19 protein-coding genes and 1 pseudogene are annotated in these 20,266 nt (G+C 45.5%); 13 read left to right on the forward strand and 7 right to left on the reverse strand.

Annotated elements, in window-relative coordinates; all coding sequences use genetic code 11:
* The first annotated feature begins 142 nt into the window (after positions 1 to 142).
* Complete coding sequence (locus AC5JL3_RS17725; protein ID WP_496075743.1) at positions 143 to 517, forward strand: hypothetical protein; 375 nt, start codon at positions 143 to 145, stop codon at positions 515 to 517.
* On the opposite strand, the gene AC5JL3_RS17730 is transcribed toward AC5JL3_RS17725, so the two are convergent.
* From AC5JL3_RS17730 to AC5JL3_RS17755, 6 genes are all read right to left on the reverse strand, one after another.
* Positions 518 to 922, reverse strand: a complete 405-nt coding sequence (locus AC5JL3_RS17730) for an IS1/IS1595 family N-terminal zinc-binding domain-containing protein (RefSeq protein WP_496075744.1) — start codon at positions 920 to 922, stop codon at positions 518 to 520.
* A gap of 445 nt (positions 923 to 1,367) precedes the next feature.
* Complete coding sequence (locus AC5JL3_RS17735) at positions 1,368 to 2,093, reverse strand: antibiotic biosynthesis monooxygenase (protein ID WP_496075745.1); 726 nt, start codon at positions 2,091 to 2,093, stop codon at positions 1,368 to 1,370.
* Between the two features lie 429 nt (positions 2,094 to 2,522).
* Positions 2,523 to 4,493: an amidohydrolase gene (locus tag AC5JL3_RS17740; protein ID WP_496075746.1), complete on the reverse strand. Its 1,971-nt coding sequence runs from the start codon at positions 4,491 to 4,493 to the stop codon at positions 2,523 to 2,525.
* Positions 4,494 to 4,813: 320 nt separating this feature from the next.
* A complete protein-coding gene (locus tag AC5JL3_RS17745; protein WP_496075747.1) occupies positions 4,814 to 4,969 on the reverse strand; it encodes a hypothetical protein in 156 nt (51 codons plus the stop codon).
* A gap of 4 nt (positions 4,970 to 4,973) precedes the next feature.
* Entirely contained in the window at positions 4,974 to 5,672 is a 699-nt protein-coding gene (locus tag AC5JL3_RS17750; RefSeq protein WP_496075748.1) for a hydrolase, read from the reverse strand.
* A 233-nt stretch (positions 5,673 to 5,905) separates the two neighbouring features.
* Positions 5,906 to 6,031: a hypothetical protein gene (locus AC5JL3_RS17755; protein WP_496075749.1), complete on the reverse strand. Its 126-nt coding sequence runs from the start codon at positions 6,029 to 6,031 to the stop codon at positions 5,906 to 5,908.
* Between the two features lie 280 nt (positions 6,032 to 6,311).
* Here AC5JL3_RS17755 and AC5JL3_RS17760 point away from each other — a divergent pair, with 280 nt between their 5' ends.
* The 9 genes and pseudogenes from AC5JL3_RS17760 to AC5JL3_RS17800 all read left to right on the forward strand — a co-directional run bounded on the left by AC5JL3_RS17760 (position 6,312) and on the right by AC5JL3_RS17800 (position 17,280).
* Positions 6,312 to 6,596 (forward strand): hypothetical protein, encoded by a 285-nt coding sequence (locus AC5JL3_RS17760; RefSeq protein ID WP_496075750.1) that lies wholly within the window; start codon positions 6,312 to 6,314, stop codon positions 6,594 to 6,596.
* 25 nt (positions 6,597 to 6,621) lie between these two features.
* Positions 6,622 to 12,503 (forward strand): annotated as a pseudogene (locus AC5JL3_RS17765) (PAS domain S-box protein).
* 12 nt (positions 12,504 to 12,515) lie between these two features.
* Entirely contained in the window at positions 12,516 to 13,145 is a 630-nt protein-coding gene (locus AC5JL3_RS17770) for a response regulator (protein WP_496075751.1), read from the forward strand.
* Positions 13,146 to 13,287: 142 nt separating this feature from the next.
* Entirely contained in the window at positions 13,288 to 13,422 is a 135-nt protein-coding gene (locus AC5JL3_RS17775; protein ID WP_496075752.1) for a hypothetical protein, read from the forward strand.
* A 134-nt stretch (positions 13,423 to 13,556) separates the two neighbouring features.
* On the forward strand, positions 13,557 to 13,925 hold the full coding sequence (locus AC5JL3_RS17780; protein ID WP_496075753.1) for a peptidoglycan-binding domain-containing protein: 369 nt from the start codon (positions 13,557 to 13,559) through the stop codon (positions 13,923 to 13,925).
* Between the two features lie 126 nt (positions 13,926 to 14,051).
* Positions 14,052 to 14,609 carry a DsbA family protein gene (locus AC5JL3_RS17785; RefSeq protein WP_496075754.1) on the forward strand — a complete coding sequence of 186 codons (558 nt, stop codon included), beginning with the start codon at positions 14,052 to 14,054 and terminating at the stop codon, positions 14,607 to 14,609.
* 47 nt (positions 14,610 to 14,656) lie between these two features.
* Positions 14,657 to 15,025: a response regulator transcription factor gene (locus AC5JL3_RS17790; RefSeq protein ID WP_496075755.1), complete on the forward strand. Its 369-nt coding sequence runs from the start codon at positions 14,657 to 14,659 to the stop codon at positions 15,023 to 15,025.
* A gap of 230 nt (positions 15,026 to 15,255) precedes the next feature.
* Positions 15,256 to 15,399, forward strand: coding sequence for a hypothetical protein (locus AC5JL3_RS17795; RefSeq protein WP_496075756.1), 144 nt, complete (start codon positions 15,256 to 15,258; stop codon positions 15,397 to 15,399).
* Positions 15,400 to 15,468: 69 nt separating this feature from the next.
* Positions 15,469 to 17,280, forward strand: a complete 1,812-nt coding sequence (locus AC5JL3_RS17800) for an NB-ARC domain-containing protein (protein ID WP_496075757.1) — start codon at positions 15,469 to 15,471, stop codon at positions 17,278 to 17,280.
* A gap of 71 nt (positions 17,281 to 17,351) precedes the next feature.
* Here AC5JL3_RS17800 and AC5JL3_RS17805 read toward each other — a convergent pair whose 3' ends face one another.
* Positions 17,352 to 17,534: a hypothetical protein gene (locus AC5JL3_RS17805; RefSeq protein ID WP_496075758.1), complete on the reverse strand. Its 183-nt coding sequence runs from the start codon at positions 17,532 to 17,534 to the stop codon at positions 17,352 to 17,354.
* 274 nt (positions 17,535 to 17,808) lie between these two features.
* Between AC5JL3_RS17805 and AC5JL3_RS17810 the strand changes: the two genes are divergently transcribed.
* The 3 genes from AC5JL3_RS17810 (at position 17,809) to AC5JL3_RS17820 (ending at position 19,950) form a co-directional block, all read left to right on the forward strand.
* Complete coding sequence (locus AC5JL3_RS17810) at positions 17,809 to 18,096, forward strand: Nif11-like leader peptide family natural product precursor (protein ID WP_496075759.1); 288 nt, start codon at positions 17,809 to 17,811, stop codon at positions 18,094 to 18,096.
* Between the two features lie 347 nt (positions 18,097 to 18,443).
* Positions 18,444 to 19,370 carry a GNAT family N-acetyltransferase gene (locus AC5JL3_RS17815; protein ID WP_496075760.1) on the forward strand — a complete coding sequence of 309 codons (927 nt, stop codon included), beginning with the start codon at positions 18,444 to 18,446 and terminating at the stop codon, positions 19,368 to 19,370.
* Positions 19,371 to 19,665: 295 nt separating this feature from the next.
* The gene (locus AC5JL3_RS17820) at positions 19,666 to 19,950 is read left to right on the forward strand and encodes a Nif11-like leader peptide family natural product precursor (protein ID WP_496075761.1); all 285 of its coding nucleotides are present in this window, start codon (positions 19,666 to 19,668) and stop codon (positions 19,948 to 19,950) included.
* Positions 19,951 to 20,266 lie beyond the last annotated feature (316 nt).

Raw genomic sequence — 20,266 nt, forward strand, 5'->3', positions numbered from 1 at the left:
GGTTTGATTCCAAGCGGTGTGATAAGAACCCCGATGCCGTAGTCGAGGAATTTCTTCAGCTGTTGAGGAATTCATCATGACAACCCCTAACCCCCAACCGCCATTAAAATACTCTCAATAACTCATTGACCGGCTCAAAGCTTTGTCGCAGTCACCTTTAGCCGCTGCCGTGGCTTGGCAAGGTTACCTCCTATTAGGGCGAGGGATGGTGTACATTAAGCCAGACCGTACACCATCGGAGAGGCTCATCCTCACTCACTACTGTTCTCTGGAGCAGTTTTGGAAAAGTATCCCTACAGCGGAACGAACACTCCACTTGAACTGTTCCTTCTACAACTTGCTCTCTAGCTACTGCCAGCTAACTGAATATGTTGTCTGCTACCCCAAAAATGCCAGTGCTGAATTAGAGGTGACTAGCTTCGACCATCTTGAACCTCCGGCTGAATACACAAGCCTGAAATCAAAGGGTTTTTTCCAATCAGGAGACGGTTTACTAATTACCTTCAACTATAATTAGCTAGCCTTTAGGATGAACTTGATTCAAATCTAAACTGAATGACTTGAGGCTATCGAAATCAATAAGTCCTTTCGCAATCTGTTCAATAAGTTCTGATTGACTCAAATCAAGAGCAGCACTTAACTTATCAAGTTTTTGAGCAGCCGTAGGAGTTAAAGAGAAAGTTTTTTTCTTCTTGACCTCTGAATACATTTCCGGACGACCCCGCAGACTTTTGTGTCCCGCTATGGCTTTTTTACGCTGGTGGGGCTTAGGAGATGGCTTGACTTTTGGGGTAGCAGGTGTGTCACATAACTTACATTTGTATCTCTGTTTGCCGTTTTTATCGTGTCCGTTCCTGATGATATTTCCTAGAGCAACTTGACCAAAGGCAGAACAAGTTTTTCTGGAGCATGAAATTTTCACAACTCACTGCCCATCTAACTTCCACGCTCATTCCAATCTGTCCAGGCGTTCAGTCAGTTTTGATATCGACTCTGAGACGCTATCGATATCGATTACTGTAGTGCTATCAATTCCAGCGCATTGGCATAGAATTCGGCAGTTAGGTCAGGGGCTGCCAGAAAGTCTTTCTCGCCCACAATCAGGCATCTGGGCCACGGTCGCTTTCACACGTGGATCGAATGCCGCCAAGTGCAATACATGACCGCCACTGTAGGAGAAGCCCCACAGACCAATGCGCTCGCGGTCATTCACTTTGGAGTTGAGTCCAGGCAAAAATCGAAATTAAAGGTATCCATCACGGAGCGATCGCAGAAGTTTTCGGTCTACTGATATTCTCTAGCGTCAGTTCGTTCAGGTGTTGACAAGACATGGAAGGCTCCTGTGAATGTGCAAGATATGTACTTGATCAAATGGAATACAGCCATTTGCGAAAGAGGTGGGTGAGGCGCGGCATAATCACATAGGTCAGCAGGGCAACCGTTAGACCTGTAACCAACAACGTTCTGAGCAATACCGGAAGCCCAGCTAGGAGTGGTACTAGCAAACGATTGAGAATAGATATCGTAAAAAACACTGCCAGCCATGTGACGACCGCCATTTTGTAGCGCGGAGGTGGAGCCTTCATGGGTTTGTTGGGAAGCGTAAACCAGGTTTCTAGACCTGTCAGGGTTTGAATGGTTTCAGGCTTTTCAATTAAGGGTTGCAGTCGCTCAATCCATTCTTGCCGAATATCTGATTCAATCCAGGTTTTGAGATTGTTGTAGCAATCGAACTTGAGAATGACCACGTATTCAGGATGAGCATGATCATGAGGTCGAATCGTGCTTACACCCAAATGACCCTTGAATTTTCGTGCATCTGCGGCGATACCATGAAACCATGCCTCATAACCTTGTTCACGTCCTGGTCTCACGATATGAGAAATCACGGCGGTGACTAGATAGTTTTCTTGACTGGTATTGCTTGCCAATGGTTCTTCCAACATAGAATTTAACAGTCCGGGAAATTGGATGGTTAAAACAGAAAACCAGGAAGCCGTAAGACTATAGCTATCCCCAACAATGCTGGCACTGTTTCCATTAAAGGGATCATTGGTAATGGCACTACTTGTACCAATATCAATTGAATTCAAAGAACGAGCATAGGTTAAGCCCAAACTTAAGGATTCTGTGGGTTTGAGTGTCAGTTGTGCTAAGGCAGAGTAAGAACCATCAAATAATCCAGATCCCGCAGTCGGGTTGCATTGGTGACAAGTTAAGGCTGTATGCCAGTTATCAAGGACTTTCTGCCAATGCTGGGTATGCCACTAGGTCAGGCATCTAGACTTCATAAGTAAATATGCTCGTTGGCGAAGGTTTTTCGAGCTAATCTACATTTAGTGTGAAGTTTTCACATGAGACACTAGATATAGGAGTTGACTAATTCAGGAAGTGCTTAACTTGTCACGAATGGATCGCTGGGGACAGCCAGTTAATTGCGATGGGTCGTAAACTTCGTATGTATAGCGAGTCTGTCCAGCCAAGTCGGTCGTGAATGAGCATTTAGGGTTTTGCAGAATGCCTTAAATAGAACACGCACAGCCCATGCCTCCCCAAAATCCGGCTAAACTCCCAACCTTGCTTAGTAACGCTGACGACAACTGGCTACTGGAATGCTGACTTGGAGAACAACAGCCTAAAGAGGAAGGTCGATAAGACGAAGCCGCAGGAATCGTTGTTTTGTTATGGTAGCCCCCATAATGGGCAACGGGAGACCAATCCGGGCTAACAGGTAAGGGAGGTGGGGCTAAGGTTTGGAATTCATCGGTTGCATATACGGGTTTGCCATTGACAAGGGTTAAGACCGATTCCAAGCTTTTGATGCGTTCCTCTGGAATCGAAAAGTAATCCTCGGAGAGAACCGCCAAGTCAGCTAACTGACCGGGTGCGATCGCGCCTTTATTTCCCTCCTCATTGGAAAACCAAGCCGCATTTGTCGTGTAAATCCTCAGCGCCTCCATGCGGTCAAACCGATTTGCCTCTGGATACAGCGACATACCACCAACTGTCTTACCACTAACCAGCCAGTAAAGACCCACCCAAGGGTTATAACTAGCAACTCGCGTTCCATCCGTTCCACCACTGACAGGGACTCCCATTGCCAGCATTTGTTTAATGGGAGGAGAGTTTGCTGTCGCCGTTTTCCCATAGCGATTGACAAAGTATTCCCCCTGATACGCCATGCGGTGCTGAATGGCAATTCCTCCACCCAATGCTTTCACCCGTTCGATGTTGCGTTGCGAGATAGTTTCGGCATGGTCTAAAATCCAGTGCATACCCTCGAAAGGTATCTCGCGATTGACAGTTTCAAAGACCTTGAGAAAACGGGTGATGGATTCGTCGTAAGTGGCATGGAGACGGAACGGCCAGCGATTTTGAGCCAGCAGCGTTACCACTTCCGTTAGGCTGGACTCCATCGTTTCTGGGAGATTCGGTCGCGCTTCCACAAAATCCTCATAGTCAGCAGCAGAATAGACGAGCATTTCCCCCGCACCATTCAAGCGATAAAAATCATCCCCTTGACCGGGAGTAGCAATCTTACTCCACTGCTCAAAGTCATCGAGTTCCTGACCGGGGCGCTGGGTGAATAAATTGTAAGCCACGCGAACCGTCATTAAACCTTGCTGGTGAAGTTGATTGATAATTTGATAATCATCCGGGTAGTTTTGTCCGCCTCCCCCTGCATCAATAACGCTGGTGATACCTAAGCGATTCATTTCGCGCATATAGTGGCGAGAGGAGTTGAGCTGGTCTTCTGGACTCAGCTTTGGTCCCTTAGCAAGGGCCGCATAAAGCAGGGTTGCATTAGGTTTGGCGATCAGGAGTCCGGTGGGATTGCCGTTGCGATCGCGTTGAATCTCTCCTCCCGTTGAATTGGGAGTATTTTTGGTGTAACCAAGGGCGCGTAGTGCTGCCCGATTGAGTAAGGCAGAGTTATAAAGATTGAGGATGAAAACGGGAACATCTTGAGACACCGCATTGATTTCCTCAAGAGTCGGCATTCGACGTTCGGCAAACTGAAACTCCGTCCATCCCCCCACAACTCGCACCCACTGAGGTGCTGGTGTCCTTCGTGCCTGTTCTCGCAACATTCGCAATGCATCCGCTAAAGACGGCACGCCATCCCACCTTAGCTCCATGTTGTAGTAAAGACCGCCACGAATCAGATGAGTATGGGTATCATTAATGCCCGGTACAACTGTCCGACCTTTGGCATCAATTATCTGGGTATTATCACCCTTGTATGCCATTATCTCTTTATCCGTGCCGACGGCTAGAAAGCGACCTTGACTAATCGCAACCGCTTCGGCAAAAGAACGTCGGTCATCTTGAGTTGCAATGCGAGCGTTCGTAAGGATTAATTCTGCCTTTGTATCTGCATTAAAAGCTGTGGTTGCAAACGTGCGGCGCTGTCCTAATAAATAGGACGAAATCCCTGCTCCTAGGGTTAGTTGGAGAAAATCTCTCCTTGTTGTTCTGCGTTTGTTACTCATGAGAACAATTCAAAATCTAAAATGCAAAATTGGTTAGGCTAGGAAATAGGCGCTGCAATTGGCAAAGTTCGCTGCATCTGAAAACTTCACACTAAACGTAGATTACTCCCTTCCCGGTCTAAGAATACCTATGTTGAGATAGCAAGGGGAGCAGGGGAGGCAGGGGGAGCAGGGGGAGAAGAGAATAGGTAATCTTCTGGCGGGAAGGGAGTAGCTCGAAAAACCTTCGCCAACGAGCATATTTACTTATGAAGTCTAGATGCCTGACCTAGTGGCATACCCAGCGTTGGCAGAAAGTCCTTGATAACTGGCATACAGCCTTAACTTGTCACCAATGGGCGTTCGCGATTGGCAGAGCCAGCATTTGATGTTGCTGCATAGCTCGTCATTAGGTTTTTGTAGTCAGGAATAAACTCTGCAAGGAGATTACCTAGCCCTTCAATATCGTTACGCCAATCACGGTGCAATTCACCCACAACGCTAAACCAATTGACCAATGGAGGAATTGCTGACCTGGACAGGTTTGCCGTCCGCTGGAGGGGTTGTTGCAAGGAGCTGAAGTTCCCATGCAAGGGCTACCGCACTAGCACCGCCATGCTCAAGAACAATATCTGATACATCCGCAGATGTTTCTGTGCGTGCCCAGTCACGTTGCCATTCAAAAAGTACAGCCATCCAGTTGATTGGAACTGCACCCGCCTGAACCATCCGGCGAACCGCCATGTCATGAGCTTCCGCAGTAACACTGCCCGAAGCATCGGTAACGATGAATACGTCATAACCTTCACCAAGCGCCTGAATTGCTGGCATTGCGAGACAGACCTCGGTCCAAAGCGCAGCAAGTATCAGTTGCTTGCGACCACTTTTCTTCACGATCTCTGTAACGTTTGGATCTTCCCAGGTATTGATGAAAGTGCGGTTGATCGGTTTTTGATCAGGAAAAACATCCTGTAGTCCCTTAATGATATAACCCCCTCTTTCTTCAATGACTGTGGTCAGGATTGTGGGTACGTTGAACAACTTTGCCGATTTAGCAAGACCAATCACATTGTTAATGATCATCGTAGGTTCATGGCTGTTCAGGTTGGTGAACTGAAAGGGCTGGTGGTCAATCAGTACCAGGATGCTATCTTCTGGACGAAGCAGTCCTTCTAGACCGATTTTTTGATTTTTAGACATTGAACTCTCCTATTTGAGCGATTGGTGAATGAGGAATTGCAGAATGAAATCAAAAGCTAAACATCTCTGCTTGTGCTTTTAAGTGAAACGTCTGTTTACCCTCAAGGGTTGATGACGTAAGCGATCGCGCCATGAACTGAGTCTGCAAGACAACGCCAAATTTCGCCACTTAAGAGCCGCGAGTTAAGCACAGAGTTAAGATTTTCGCGTCGCGTGCCCAAAGAGCATTCGCTTCACTGTGAAATTGCTCCTAATGCTTTCAACGTCGCTGCTTGAGCGTGCGTTAATCCAGTTGCACCTTGAATATTCATGCCTTCAAGCATAGAACCGTGCAATTTACTTGCTCGATCCATTTGCATGACTGTTTGCACAAATTCAATATAGGTGGTCGCCTTCAAGCTGTCGCCTATAGCAAGTTAAATTTTTTACAGTGCAAATTGATAGATTAGCCATGCCATCGCGGAGTAGAAGGCTAGCTCTAACTTAAGTTAGAATCCGAATTTGATCGAAAGTACATTCATACAACCGATCGACCATCAATGTCTGAATGCAAAATCTGGTAGCGATGTCCCACACCTTTGATGCGGACGAAACCTGTTTGCCCCCGGGATGAAGCGGCTGTCACTACGAGCCATTGCCGTGAACCGACGACAGACCCTGGCTGCCTCAACGCTTCAGCAATACGGCTCTCGATTCCGAGGCAGCCTGTGGGAGATCTTGAATCTGAAGCCCCAGTCCCCTGAGGGACAGCAACTTTTCAGGCACTACTTGACTATTGAGAAGCATCTGCTGCTGTTCCTCGACAATGAGACGGTGCCGCCGACTAATCATTTCAGTGAACAGGCACTGCGCTGGAGCGTGGTTTTTCGCAAGGAGCTTTATATTCTGGAGTTTGGCAAGCGATATACTTTGGGAAACGGATGACAGTCCTTCATCGGGGGAGCATTCAATGATTACCCTGCCTGGAATTACTATCCACAGCAAAATCTATGAGAGCTTAGCTTCCTTGGTGTATCGGGGTATCAGAGAGCAAGATGATTGTGCAGTGATTGCCAAAGTTCTCAAGCAGGATTATCCCTCTCCTCAGGAATTAACTCGCTATCGGCAGGAGTATGAAATTACTCGTTTTCTCAACATTGAAGGCGTAGTCAAGGCATACAGCCAGCAAGACTACCAGCGCACGCTGGTTATTCTTTTGGAAGACTTTAGTGGAGAGTCTTTAGAATGCTGGATGCGGCAACAATTAGACTTCTCTCCCATGCCGCTGTCGGTTTTTTTGAATATGGCGATCGCCATTACTGATACTCTAGGCAAAATCCATGCGGCTCATGTCATCCATAAAGACATTAATCCTAGCAACATTGTCTTGAATCCGAAGACTGGCGTTGTCAAAATCATTGATTTTGGCATTGCCACTCGCTTCAGTCGCACCAATCCCACATTCAAAAGTCTCCATCTTCTAGAAGGAACCCCCGCCTATTTGTCGCCAGAGCAAACCGGGCGAATGAACCGGATGCTCGACTATCGCACCGACTTTTATTCATTGGGCGTAACCTTTTACGAACTGTTGACGGGACAATTGCCGTTTCCCACCAGTGATCTCCTGGAACTAGTTCACTGTCACATTGCTAAACCGCCGATTCCCCCGCATGAATTGAATGCCACGATTCCCCAACCTGTTTCAAACCTGATTTTGAAACTGATGGCAAAAAATGCAGAGGATCGTTATCAAAGTGCCTGGGGTGTCAAAGCAGATCTAGAGCGCTGTGCCCAACAACTGGCAGAAATGGATCAGATTAACACCATATCGTTGGGGCTGCAAGATGTTTCCGAGCAGTTCCGCATTCCTCAAAAACTGTATGGGCGAGAAGCGGAGATTGCAGCATTATGGGTGGCGTTTGACAGAGTGGCAGGGAGTAAGGCAGTCCGTGAAATGATGCTGGTCTCTGGTTACGCTGGCGTTGGCAAAACGGCATTGGTACAGGAACTCTTTAAACCGATCACCGCAAAGCACGGCTATTTTATCTGGGGTAAATTTGACCAATTCCGGCGCAATATTCCCTACAGCGCGATCGTCGATGCTCTGCAAAAATTGGTGCAGCAACTCTTGGGTGAACCCAATGAACAGGTAGAAGTATGGCGATCGCGTTTACTCAGTGCTTTGGGAAGCAACGGGCAAATTATCATAGATGTCATTCTGAATTGGACGAAGGTTTGTTAGTTCAAGAGTATAAGTTTCTGCACGATCGCGTTCAGCAAGCGGCTTATGCTTTGATTGATGAATCGCAGAAACAGATGGTTCATCTCCAAATCGGTCGCAATTTGCTCGAAAAAACTTCATCAGAGCAACGACCCGATCGATTGTTTGAAATCATCGATCATCTCAATCAAGGACTTGAGCTAGTCGCTGCTCGATCAGAACGAACTGAAATTGCCAGATTGAATTTAATGGCAGGTCAGAAAGCAAAGGCAGCAACGGCTTATGAAGCAGCTTTTAAGTATTTCACTACAGGGCTTAAACTCCTCAATTCAGAGAGTTGGCAGAGTGAGTATGACCTCACCTTAGCGCTGTACTCAGAAGCAGCAGAAGCGGCGTATCTCCAGGGTTGCTTTGATGAGATGGAACAGTTGGTAGAAGTGGTACTCGATCGTGCCAAAACAGTGGTTGACAAAGTACAGGCTTACGATAGCAGAATTCAAGGATATTTGTCACAGGGCAACCTGAAAGAAGTACTAAAAACTGGATTGGAAGCGTTAAAGCTCTTGGGAATAGATTTAATAGAAAATCCAAGTCAGTTAGATGTTCAAAGAGAATTGGAGGAAACGGCTGCACTATTAGCTGGACGAGACATCGAAGACTTAATTAATCTAGCAAAGATGACCGCACCAGAACCGTTGGCAGCAATGTATATCCTGGTGAATATCGTGGTTGCTGCAAATATGGTGTCACCAGCACTGATGATACTGATTGTGTGCAAAATGGTAAATTTATCAATCAACTACGGCAATGCTACCTGGTCACCACTGAGTTATGCTGCCTACGGATCTATTCTATGTGGAGTTGTTCAAGACATTGAACTCGGTTATAAATTTGGTCAATTGGCTCTCAGCTTGACAGAACGATTGAATAGCAAAAAAAGGAATGCTAAAGCATTAGCGATATTTAATGCCAACATCATGCCCCGGAAGGTACATTTTAGGAAAATAATACCAATTCAGGTTGATGTTTATCAAAACGGAGTGGAAACCGGAGACTTTGAATTCGCTGGCTATGCTGCATGTAATGTATGTTATTACTCGTTTCTTGTCGGTGAGGAACTCACCCAACTGGAACAAAAAACGGCAACCTACAGCAAAGCAATCAGACAAATCAGACGGGAAAACCCCTCTAATTGGATTGCCGTGTTGTGGCAGACAATCCTTAATCTGTTAGGTAGATCTGAGAATCCCACCCGTTTGATTGGTAGTGTATATGATGAAGAGCAAGCGCTATCGCGCGCTATTGCAGTTAAAGACGGAACTGAAATTCCCTACCTCTATTTAAACAAAATTATACTGTGTTATCTATTTGGGGAATATCATCAAGCTGCACAAACTGCTGTGTTAGCAAGGCAGCCTTTAGAAGAAATAGCAGAAGCTATATTCCATTTCTACGATTCTCTGGTGCTTTTGAGCCTATTGGTTGAGGCTTCAAGCTCTGAAGAAGAAGCTTGGCTAAGTTGTGTTAGCACCAACCAAGAAAAGGTGCAAAAATGGGCAGATTACGCTCCAATGAATTATCTACATAAATTTCATCTAGTCGAGGCAGAGAAAGCACGAGTCTTAGGGCAATTTTTTGAGGCTGAAGAGTTTTATGAACGGGCGATCGCAGGTGCTGCTGAAAATGACTTTATCCAAGAAGAAGCATTAGCTTATGAATTAGCGGCTAAACATTATCTGGCGCGAGGTCGGTCAAAAATTGCTCAAACCTACATGAAAGAGGCGCACTATTGCTACGATCGCTGGGGCGCAACCGCTAAAGTTAAAGACTTAGAAACTCGCTATCCACAGTTCTTTTCTCAGTCGTCTAGAGCCGCTTCCACATCAATTCCTATTACTGCTGAAACTATCACTAATCCCTTCCATACCGCTTTCGATTTAGCAGCAGTGATGAAAGCTTCACAGGCGATTTCTCGTGAAATTGAACTGAAGCAATTGCTGCGATCGCTGATGCAAACTTTAATTGAGAATGCTGGCGCACAAACCGGATATCTGATTTTAGAAAACTCAGGAGAATGGTCGATTGAAGCGGCTTGTGAACTCAATGCCGATGAGAATGCTTGTGCGACTCAGGTGTTACAGTCTATTCCAGTTGCCGATCAATTGCCAGACTCAATCATTCAATATGTGATTCGGACTCTAAAGCCTGTCGCCTTAAATGATGCGACTCGTGAAGGTGCTTTTATTAATGAGCCATACATTCAACAGAACCAGCCTCAATCTATTTTCTGTTTGCCGCTGCTGAATCAAGCCAAGCTGGTCGGTGTATTGTATTTAGAAAATCGGTTAGCAGCTGGAGTATTTACACCAGAGCGATCGCAGGTCTTGCAGCTATTATCGACTCAAGCTGTGATCGCCATCGAAAATGCCAACCTTTACTCAGAACTGCAGGCTAAGGAAAGCAAGATCGCCCAGTTCCTTGAAGCGATTCCGGTGGGAATTGCGATCGTGGATGCGATGGGTCGCCCTTACTATGCCAACCAATGCGGCACTCAACTCCTGGGTAAAGAAACTGATACTTCCATAGCACCGGAGCAGCTCTCAGAGGCTTACCAGCTTTATGTAGCAGGAACGGATCAAAACTATCCAGCGGAGAGCTTGCCTAATGTTCGGGCATTAAGGGGCGAACGCATCAGGACTGAAGATATAGAAATTCGTCGAGATCATGTCTCAATTCTAATTGAGGCACGGGGAACACCAGTTTTTGATCAACAGGGCAATATCACTTATGCGATCGCTACCTTTCAGGACATTACAGAGCGCAAACAAGCCGAGAAACTCCTAGCTGACTACAACTGCACTTTAGAGCAACAGGTTGCAGAACGAACTGCTGCGTTACGACAAAGTGAGTCCAATTACCGCAACCTGCTACAAACCGCGAATTCCGTGATCATTTGCTATGATCCGCAAGGACGGATTCGATACATCAACGATTATGGGGTAAAACTCCTAGGTTATGAAGAACATGAGATTTTAGGGCGAACCTTATTTGAAACCATCATTCCAGAAGCCGAACTCTCTGGACGCGATGTGAGACCCATGTTCCACGATTTACTTCGTAATCCTCAATCGTACCCGCAAGGCGAGAGTGAAAACCTGTGTCGAGACGGACGGCGAGTTTGGATGGTCTGGTCGAATCAAGCCATCTTCAATGAACAGGGAGAGGTCGTTGAAATCTTATCGGTGGGCAATGACACCACCCAGCGCAAACAAGCAGAAGAGGCATTACAACGCAGTGAAGCCAAGTTCCGAGCTATCTTTGAAAACTCGCAGGTCGGCATCTACCGCACCCGCCTCTCGGATGCATTAATTCTCAATGCCAATCAACGCTATGCCAATCTGCTTGGCTTTGATTCACCAGAAGAAATCATTGGGCTGGAACACACTATCAACTATTTTGTAAATCCCAGCGATCGCCAAAAAGCCATTGAGGCGATGAAGCGGGATGGGGAAGTGCGAAACTTTGAAGCACAACTGCGAAAACGAGATGGGACAGTTTTCTGGGGACTTTCCTCTGCTTATCTGAATGCAGCCGATGGCTACATCGAAGGGGTGACTGCGGATATTAGCGATCGCAAACAGGCAGAAGCCGCGCTGCAAGCCTCTGAAGCAGAACTGCGAGCGCTCTTCTCAGCCATTCCCGATCCGCTGTGTGTTTACAATGCTGAAGGGCAAGTGATCGACGCAATCCCAGGAAATCCATCCTATGGAGAGGAGTATAGGGAGAAATATATTGGTAAAACAATGCATCAACTCTATGCCAAGGAACAAGCTGATGAATTCCTGAATTATATTCAGCAGGTGGTGAAAACCCAACAAGTACTCACCGTTGAATACACTGAATGCCAGTGGATAGCTAGACGAGAAGTCCGGTTTTCGGCTCGCATTGCCCCGATTCGGCACGAACAGGTGATTTGGTTGGCGCGAGATATTACGCCGCAAAAGCAAGCAGAAGCAGCCTCAATTTTAGAAGAACGCAACCGCATGGCGCGTGAAATTCACGACACACTCGCTCAGTCGTTTACAGGTATTCTGGCTCAGGTCGGAGCTGCAAAACAGGTGCTAACGGATGATGTAGAAGCAACTGGGGCACACCTAGACCTGATCAAAGAATTGGCGCGAACTGGACTGTCTGAAGCACGGCGATCGGTCGTCGCGCTGCGTCCTCAGCTTTTGGAGGAAGGCAGTCTACAGAGCGCTCTCCATCGTCTCATAACTCAAATCAGAGCGGCTGCAAACGATACCACTTTGTATTATGAGGTCAAGGGGATAGCGTATGCTCTACCCACTGAAGTCGAGAATAACCTACTGCGGATGGGGCAGGAAGCCTTGACCAATGCGATCAAACACGCCAACGCTGACGAAATTCGAGTGGAGCTAATCTACGAGCATGATCAGTTTTTGTTGCGCGTGAAAGACAATGGACAGGGCTTTGGAGTTGGGAGTATTCCAACCTCTGAGGGTTTTGGCTTACTCGGCATGAGCGAACGGGCAGAGCGCATCGGCGCACAACTCACTATTCGGAGTCAACCTGGACAAGGAACAGAAATTATTGTCACCGTCAACCCTTGAGTGAGCATCACGATGAGCCAAGCTACGACCATTCAGGTTCTGATTGCGGACGATCATGCCATTTTTCGGCAAGGATTAGCCACGATTATTGACCGTGACCCAGAGATGCAGGTGATTGCCCAAGCCGAAAATGGGGAACAAGCGATCGCTCTATTTGGGGAACACCAACCGGATGTCACTTTAATGGATCTGCGAATGCCGGAAGTGGAAGGAGTTGCCGCCATCGGTGCAATTTGTGCTGCTGCTAAATCGGCTCGGATTATTGTACTAACCACGTATGATAGTTACGAAGATATCTATCGGGGATTGCAGGCAGGCGCAAAAGGATACCTGTTGAAAGAAACTGAACCGGACGAGCTTCTGAATGCGATTCGTACTGTTCATCGGGGTCAGAAGTATATTCCGCCCGATGTAGGAGCCAAGTTGGTACAGCGCCTCAGCAATCCAGAACTGAGTGAAAGAGAACTGGCGGTACTCCGCTCACTGGCGCAGGGGATGAGTAATGCCGATATTGCGACTGCTTTGAGTATCGGTGAAGGCACTGTTAAATCTCATGTCAATCGAATTTTGAATAAGTTGGATGTGAGCGATCGCACCCAGGCTGTGATTGTTGCCGTTAAACGCGGCATTGTTAGTTTGTAGGGTGTACTTTCGATCGAGTTGAGAGTCTAACTTAAGTTAGAGCCGACCTTCTACTTTGCGATGAGTAGTTGCTCTATCAATTTCTACTGTCAAACTTTTAACTTGCTGTAGACGACGACTTGAAAGCGATCTCCTACATTGAATGTATGCAAACAAAGATGCAGTCAATGGATTGAGCAAGTTAATTGGAGCAGAAATGGCAACCTTGTATCGTTGTTTTGAGAACGTGAGTGATGCAGCGAACGTTGCCAATTGCAGCACCTATTTCCTAGCCTAATCAACCTTAAATCCTATTGGCAGAATCACAACTGGGCAAATCTCGCCAGAAGTGCATCCAATCAGGCAAATCATGCTCCTCTAGAGCGGTGAAGCTGATTGAGTTTTCAACCCTAAAACATTGGAGATAAATCTATGACCTCTACTCCCACAGCTACAGACCCAACGCTACGCCAAGGCGATTCTGGTGCTGCTGTCAGTGAGCTACAACAATTGCTGAATGCCAAAGGAATCAACATTACAGTCGATGGAGTTTTTGGCAATGCAACTCGCGCTGCAGTGGTTCAGTTTCAACAGCAGAATGGACTTGTTGTAGATGGCATCGTTGGCACCCAAACTTGGCAAGCCCTTCGTCGAGGTGGCCCCATTCAACTGGCTGATGCAGCCATTTACTACGAGCCATCGAAATATCCCTATCAAAAAGAGGCGTTTGAATGGTTGCAATCCCAGATTTCTAGATCGGCTCTAGAGGAATTTGCTCGCCGTTGGCGGAACCTACGCTAACGCAGCAATCACCGATTTCAAAGTTATTCAGCCCAGGATCGAATTGCTGACGCTGGGAATGCCTAAATCATAAGGTTTTTCCCAGCTTTCGTGGCAAGGTTCCAGGCTTGATGCAGATGTAGAAAAATGAACGACGATCGTAGCCATAGTTCCTTACTTGTACCTCCTTCAACCCAAGATTGGATGCAGGGTGTGCTGAGTGCTAAGGTCGTGCTGGTGATGTATGGAGACTATCAATGTCCTAGAAGTGCAGACGTTTACAAGCTGATTAAAGCGATCAAACGAGAGCTTAGTGCTGCTTCTGGAGAGGATGATTTATGTTTTATCTTCCGTCATTTTCCGCAAACACAGATTCATCCCCAAGCTCGACGGGCTGCCCAAGCTGCTGAAGCCGCCGCTGCCCAAGGACAGTTTTGGTCAATGCACGACACTTTATTTGCCCATCAACAGAAGTTAGAAAATGGTTATCTGATTGAGTACGCCAACGATTTAGGGCTTGATATCCCTCAATTTCTCAAAGAGTTGTCTAAACAAGTGCATATTGATCGCATCAATGAGGATATCGAAAGTGGATTGCAGAGTGGAATCACGGCTGCTCCAGCCCTATTTATCAATAACATTCGATATACCGGACGCTGGAAGATGACAGAGTTAATGACAGCCATTGTTGCTGCAAGTCATTAAGCTCCCCAACCTTTGTTCGCCATCCATGTTTGACTGAGGACAATTTTATGAAATTCAGTCCACGATCGACCAAAGATGATTTTAAGCAATCAAGGTTTTCAACTCAGGCTGATTTTTCCAATGCTCTCTCTTCTAATCATGCCCTTGTTACGGTTGCCCAAGAGGTCGCTGAGCGGCTCCAACAAGCCTATCCTCCTCCATCTGATGACCGTAACTCGGTTGAGGCGATCGTGATTCGCGCAGTTGATTCAGACTTGAGGCAAATGATTCTCGCTGAATCACTCACAAACCGGGAGTTGAAGGTGTTGCAATTGATTGTTGATGGAGACAACAGTATCGCGATCGCTCGGAAGCTTAATATTTCTGTGGGTACGGCAAAAACTCATATTCGCGACATTCTGAAGAAGCTCATATGAGCAATTTCTGACACATTCGTGCCTAGTGCTTATTTCTGAGAAGTGAGCAAGGTTTCAATCTAATTCATGACAATTCGGTCGATGTTTAAAGGCTCATGTTTTTAGTCTTGGGCAGCTTTATTGCGCTCAATTTCTAACTTAAAGATTCTGTTTTTGCTTGCTAGTGCCAGTAAGCTACCTGATTTTGACGGTTAGCTTTTCCTGTTGAACAAACCACCAATTTTTGCACCATGCTAACAATTACAACGCCAACCTTTGAATTCAAGAACAGAGGCTTAACGCGCACCCAATTACAACAAGTACTCGACTATATTCATACTCACCTTGATCAAGACTTGTCACTGGCTGAACTTGCAGAAACTCTAATCGTCTAATTGGGAAATCTTTCATAACAAGTAAGTTTCATCAAAAAACCATAACTGCTCTTGAGGAGAGGATAAGAAATGACTAATATTGCGCTGAAAATGCCATTGCAATCCTCTATATCTCTTCAGAAGCCCAAAACCGACGGCACCCCTCCCCCACTGAAACCCCATCACGCGGGACAGAAGCATCAAAATAATGTCCCGTCTCGTAGTCGCCAACGCGGAGTTATCCTAACACGGCAGGGATGGGATAAACTCCAAACTGCTAAATTTCAGGCAGAGTTTGAAGAGAAGGCGAGCGATCGCTTCACCTTAGAGGAATTGAGTGAACGCACACAATTGGCACTCAATACCATCTCCAAAGTCTTAGGACGCTCAGAACCTGTAGATCGCTATTCACTGCAAACAGTTTTTCAGTCCTTTGGCTTGGAGTTGAATAGAAGCGACTACTCTCACCCTAACTCGCCATTGAAAGGACTAGATACTCGGCAGAAGCATCCAAGCCAAGACTGGGGTGAAGCGATGGATGTATCTCTGTTCTGTGGAGGTGAAACGGAACTGACAACACTACGACAGTGGGTATTGGAAGAACACTGTCGGATGGTTGCCGTGCTAGGAATGGGTGGAATTGGCAAGAGTACCTTAGCCGTCAAACTTGCATCGCAAGTTGAGCAAGAGTTTGAAATTGTCGTGTGGCGATCGCTACACAATGCACCCTCATTAGAAGAGCTAGTGGACAGTATCTTGCCATTTCTGCTGCACACGAAGGGAGAAGCCTCGCTGCTGCCTGGTAGCTTAGATCGGAAAATAGCCAAACTAATGGACTGCTTGCGCTCCTCACGTTGTTTACTGATTCTGGACAACATGGAGACAATTCTCGCTAGTGGAGATCACAGCGGACGATGTCGAGCAGGCTATGAGAGTTATCATCAGTTGCTCCAGTACATTGGGGCAATTCCTCATCAGAGTTGTGTGATTTTGACCAGTCGTGAAAAACACCGAGAAATTGCACTACTTGAAGGAAAAACACTTCCTGTACGGTCATTACACTTAGGTGCATTGAAGCCAACTGAAGGGCGAGAGCTGTTTGAGCAAAAAGGGCAATTTATCGCCTCAGAAATCGAGTGGAACGCGCTGATTGAACATTATAGCGGTAACCCTCTAGCTCTAAAGCTTGTCGCTACAGCCACTCAAGAACTCTTCAACGGCAGAATTGCAGAAGTCTTGAAGTATGTTGAACAAGGTTTACTGGTCTTTGATGACATCCACGATGTGCTCGATCGCCAATTCGAGCGATTGTCGCCTGTAGAGCAGGAAGTCATGTTGTGGTTAGCCATTCATCAGGAGCCTGTCTCTCTAGATGAGTTGAAAGAAAGTTTAGTCAGCATTGGCTCAAAACAGGAGCTGCCAGGAGCTTTGAACTCACTGTTGCGGCGATCTCTAATCGAGAAAGCGGAGCCTACGCTGGTCGAGCTTACCACTTCTGCACTTATTGAGGAGAACATAACTCACTTCAGTTTGCAGCCGATAGTCATGAAGTATGTGCTGGCGCGACTGATTCGACAAGTCTGCCATGAGATCGAACAGCAGCAGATTGGTCTATTAAAAACTCATTGTTTATTCCAAGCCGAAGCAATTGATCTGCGCTTTTCCCAAGGGGAGACACCAAGGGCGAACGCAGCAGCGCTTCGCGATCTCGTTGGAAAACTGCAAAAAAAACTAATTGTGCAACCCATTGCAGAATGGCTTCTAACAGAAGCAAAGAAACCACAAGAAATTAAGCAGTGGCTTGAAGAATTACTAGAGCAGCAGAGGCAAGCTTCCCTACCATCTGGCTATACAATCACCAACCTTCTCAGTCTGCTAATGTACGACAAACAAAAGCAGTGAGTACTTCAATTCCAGATGGCACAATTTGTCAATCTGGAAAGCAGTGTGGTCTTCAGTATGAGTAAGCACCATCAATCCGAATTGGCTAAATCTTCGTAGCGATTGAAGGGACTGACATCCATTTCCTCTAACAACAGAAGACCATCATTAATATCCCAAGCTTGTCTTTCGGCTTCGGATAAGCTGCGATCAAACAGCACCACCTTCATGGATTTACTAATAAGCACTAAAGCGTTAGCAACCGCTTGAAGCACAAAGTCTGTATACCAATTGAGGAAATGGATGATTTACAACTAAATATCAAGCGTTTCCCAATAAAACTTTTGTGATTTGGGATTTTTTGTATCTATGATTATTACTTAGACTTGGTAGCTAACTTGTGCTTAAGTTGCATTTTTAACTTGATAAAATTGAGTGGTAGAAATCGAATGACAGTTGAATAATGAAGACATCTGATTGAAAGCTAGGTGAATCCCCTTGGCGATTAATCAGAACCTCAAGAAAACAATTCACTAACAAGGAAAAAACATGAACGTTGTGACTAACTTACAAACAACCAACAATTCAATGGAACAGTTCTACCAAGAGCTATTGAAGAGTCCTGAGTTGCAAGCAAAACTCAAGCAAGCAAGCGACCCAGAAAGCCTCTGCCAACTGGCGGTTCAACTGGGTAACGAGATGGGCTACAGCTTCACGATTGAACAAGCTCATGCAGCGATGGCAATCGAAGTTGCTATTGGAGATGTCATTGAAGAAAGCAACTTGTCTACTGGAATCCCAAGAGCAGCATTCGGTGGTTGCATTGGCGTTAAGTAATAACTAAGGTCAATGCCTTTACGGCGATGCGAGTGTAAAGGGTAGCTAGTGTCAAGAAGCAAGTTTTAGCAGTTGTTTTCTTGAAACTTCCGCTATATCCAACACTCCATCCTTTGTGAAAGGTAAATTGTAGGAACTCGGCTTATCTGTTTGATATTTCTACTTTTACCTTTCCTAATAATCATGATTGTGCCTGTTGCAGAAAGCAAAGCAAAAAGTTCTAAGAGGATGTTTGCTGACTGGCATTCCTTACAGTGCATAGCTGGAAATGTTTTTAAATAGACCTTAGCTTTCTTGTAACAGGCTTCTTATTTGCTTCAACTTGTCAACCTATTTAATTGATAAAAATGTACAGTTATGTGGTTTTAGATCGCCTTAATGCCCCTGCTTACAAGCATTTAACTTACCCTTGGCTTCAAGAACGTCTAGACCAGCTTTCACCGCAGAATCTAAAAAATATTGCTATAGGTGTAGCCCTTCAAGGACAGCCAGTTGGATTAGTTTTAGCTGAATACCTAACAAATCAAAATCAAGCAAATATTTTATCGCTCATTGTAGCCCAAGAGCATCGCCAACGGGGACTTGGCACTGTGCTGGTCATGCAGATTGAAGAAATACTAAAAGAGCATGGCTGTCAACAACTCGATATTTTATACAATTTGAATCTTACGACTCCAATTCTGGAACGTCTGCTTAAGCAACAAAACTGGGCACCTGCATCTTTTTATAGTTTGCAGTGTGTAACGAATCGAGAAACTATCAAGCAGGCTCCTTTTTTACATCGGTATACTCTCCCAAAAAAATTTACTATCTTCCCTTGGGTAGAGTTAACTGCTCAAGAGCGAATGAAAATTGAACAGCGAGAGAATGGACTGAATTACCCTGATGAACTTTATCCCTTTAAAGAAGACCGGATTGAAGCTCTTTCTAGCGTCGGTTTACGCTATGGGGAAGAGGTAGTTGGTTGGAGCATTTTCCAGCGATTGATGCCAAATTGTGTAATTTATAAGTCACTATTTGTTAAACCAGAATTTCAATCTATTGGTTTAGGAGTTCATTTGTTTGTAGCATCAGCTAATCAACAACTTACTGATGAAAAAGTGACAGAAGCAATATTTATTGTTTTAAAAGATAATACGCGAATGTTGAGATTCGTGAAGCGACATATTGTTCCTTATTTAACTGCAACTAATAATTTCTGGAAGTCTTCTAAGCTACTGCAAGCGTCTACATTGATTGAACGCGATCGCTCTCCATCTCATAGTTCAAGCTAGGCAGTGCTTAAGAGAACACAGCAACTTGTATTTCTTATAGCATGACTTTGCTGGACATTTAACTAGTAAGAGTTTCTCAATCAACCTTTGTGATTTGGGAAACTTTTTTGTATCTATAGTTATTGCTTAGACTTGGTAGCTAACTTGTGCTTAAGTTGCATTTTTAACTTGATAAAATTGAGTGGTAGAAATCGAATGACAGTTGAATAATGAAGACATCTGATTGAAAGCTAGGTGAATCCCCTTGGCGATTAATCAGAACCTCAAGAAAACAATTCACTAACAAGGAAAAAACATGAACGTTGTGACTAACTTACAAACAACCAACAATTCAATGGAACAGTTCTACCAAGAGCTATTGAAGAGTCCTGAGTTGCAAGCAAAACTCAAGCAAGCAAGCGACCCAGAAAGCCTCTGCCAACTGGCGGTTCAACTGGGTAACGAGATGGGCTACAGCTTCACGATTGAACAAGTTCGTGCAGCGATGGCGATCGAAGTTGCTATTGGTGGAGATGTCATTGAAGAAAGCAACTTGTCTACTGGAACCCCAACAGCAGCATACACAGCAGTTTGCAAGTAAGTGAAGTACATATGTAGATGCAAACCGCTTTTTCCCTGGGGATAGCTTGTACTCTATGTACCTGCAAACTGCTGTATTGGGTGTGCTGGTAGCCGTAAGTAATAACTAAGGTCAATCCCTTGACGGCGATGCGAGTGTAAAGAGTAGCTAGTGCCAAGAAGCAAGTTTTAGCAGTTGTTTTCTTGAAACTTCCGCTATATCCAACACTCCATCCTTTGTGAAAGGTAAAAGGTAAATTGTAAAAGTTCGACCCATCAAGTTGATATTTTTACTTTTACCTTTCCTAAAAATATTGCAAGCGTCTACATTGATTGAA

Source organism: Symplocastrum torsivum (assembly GCF_059505465.1).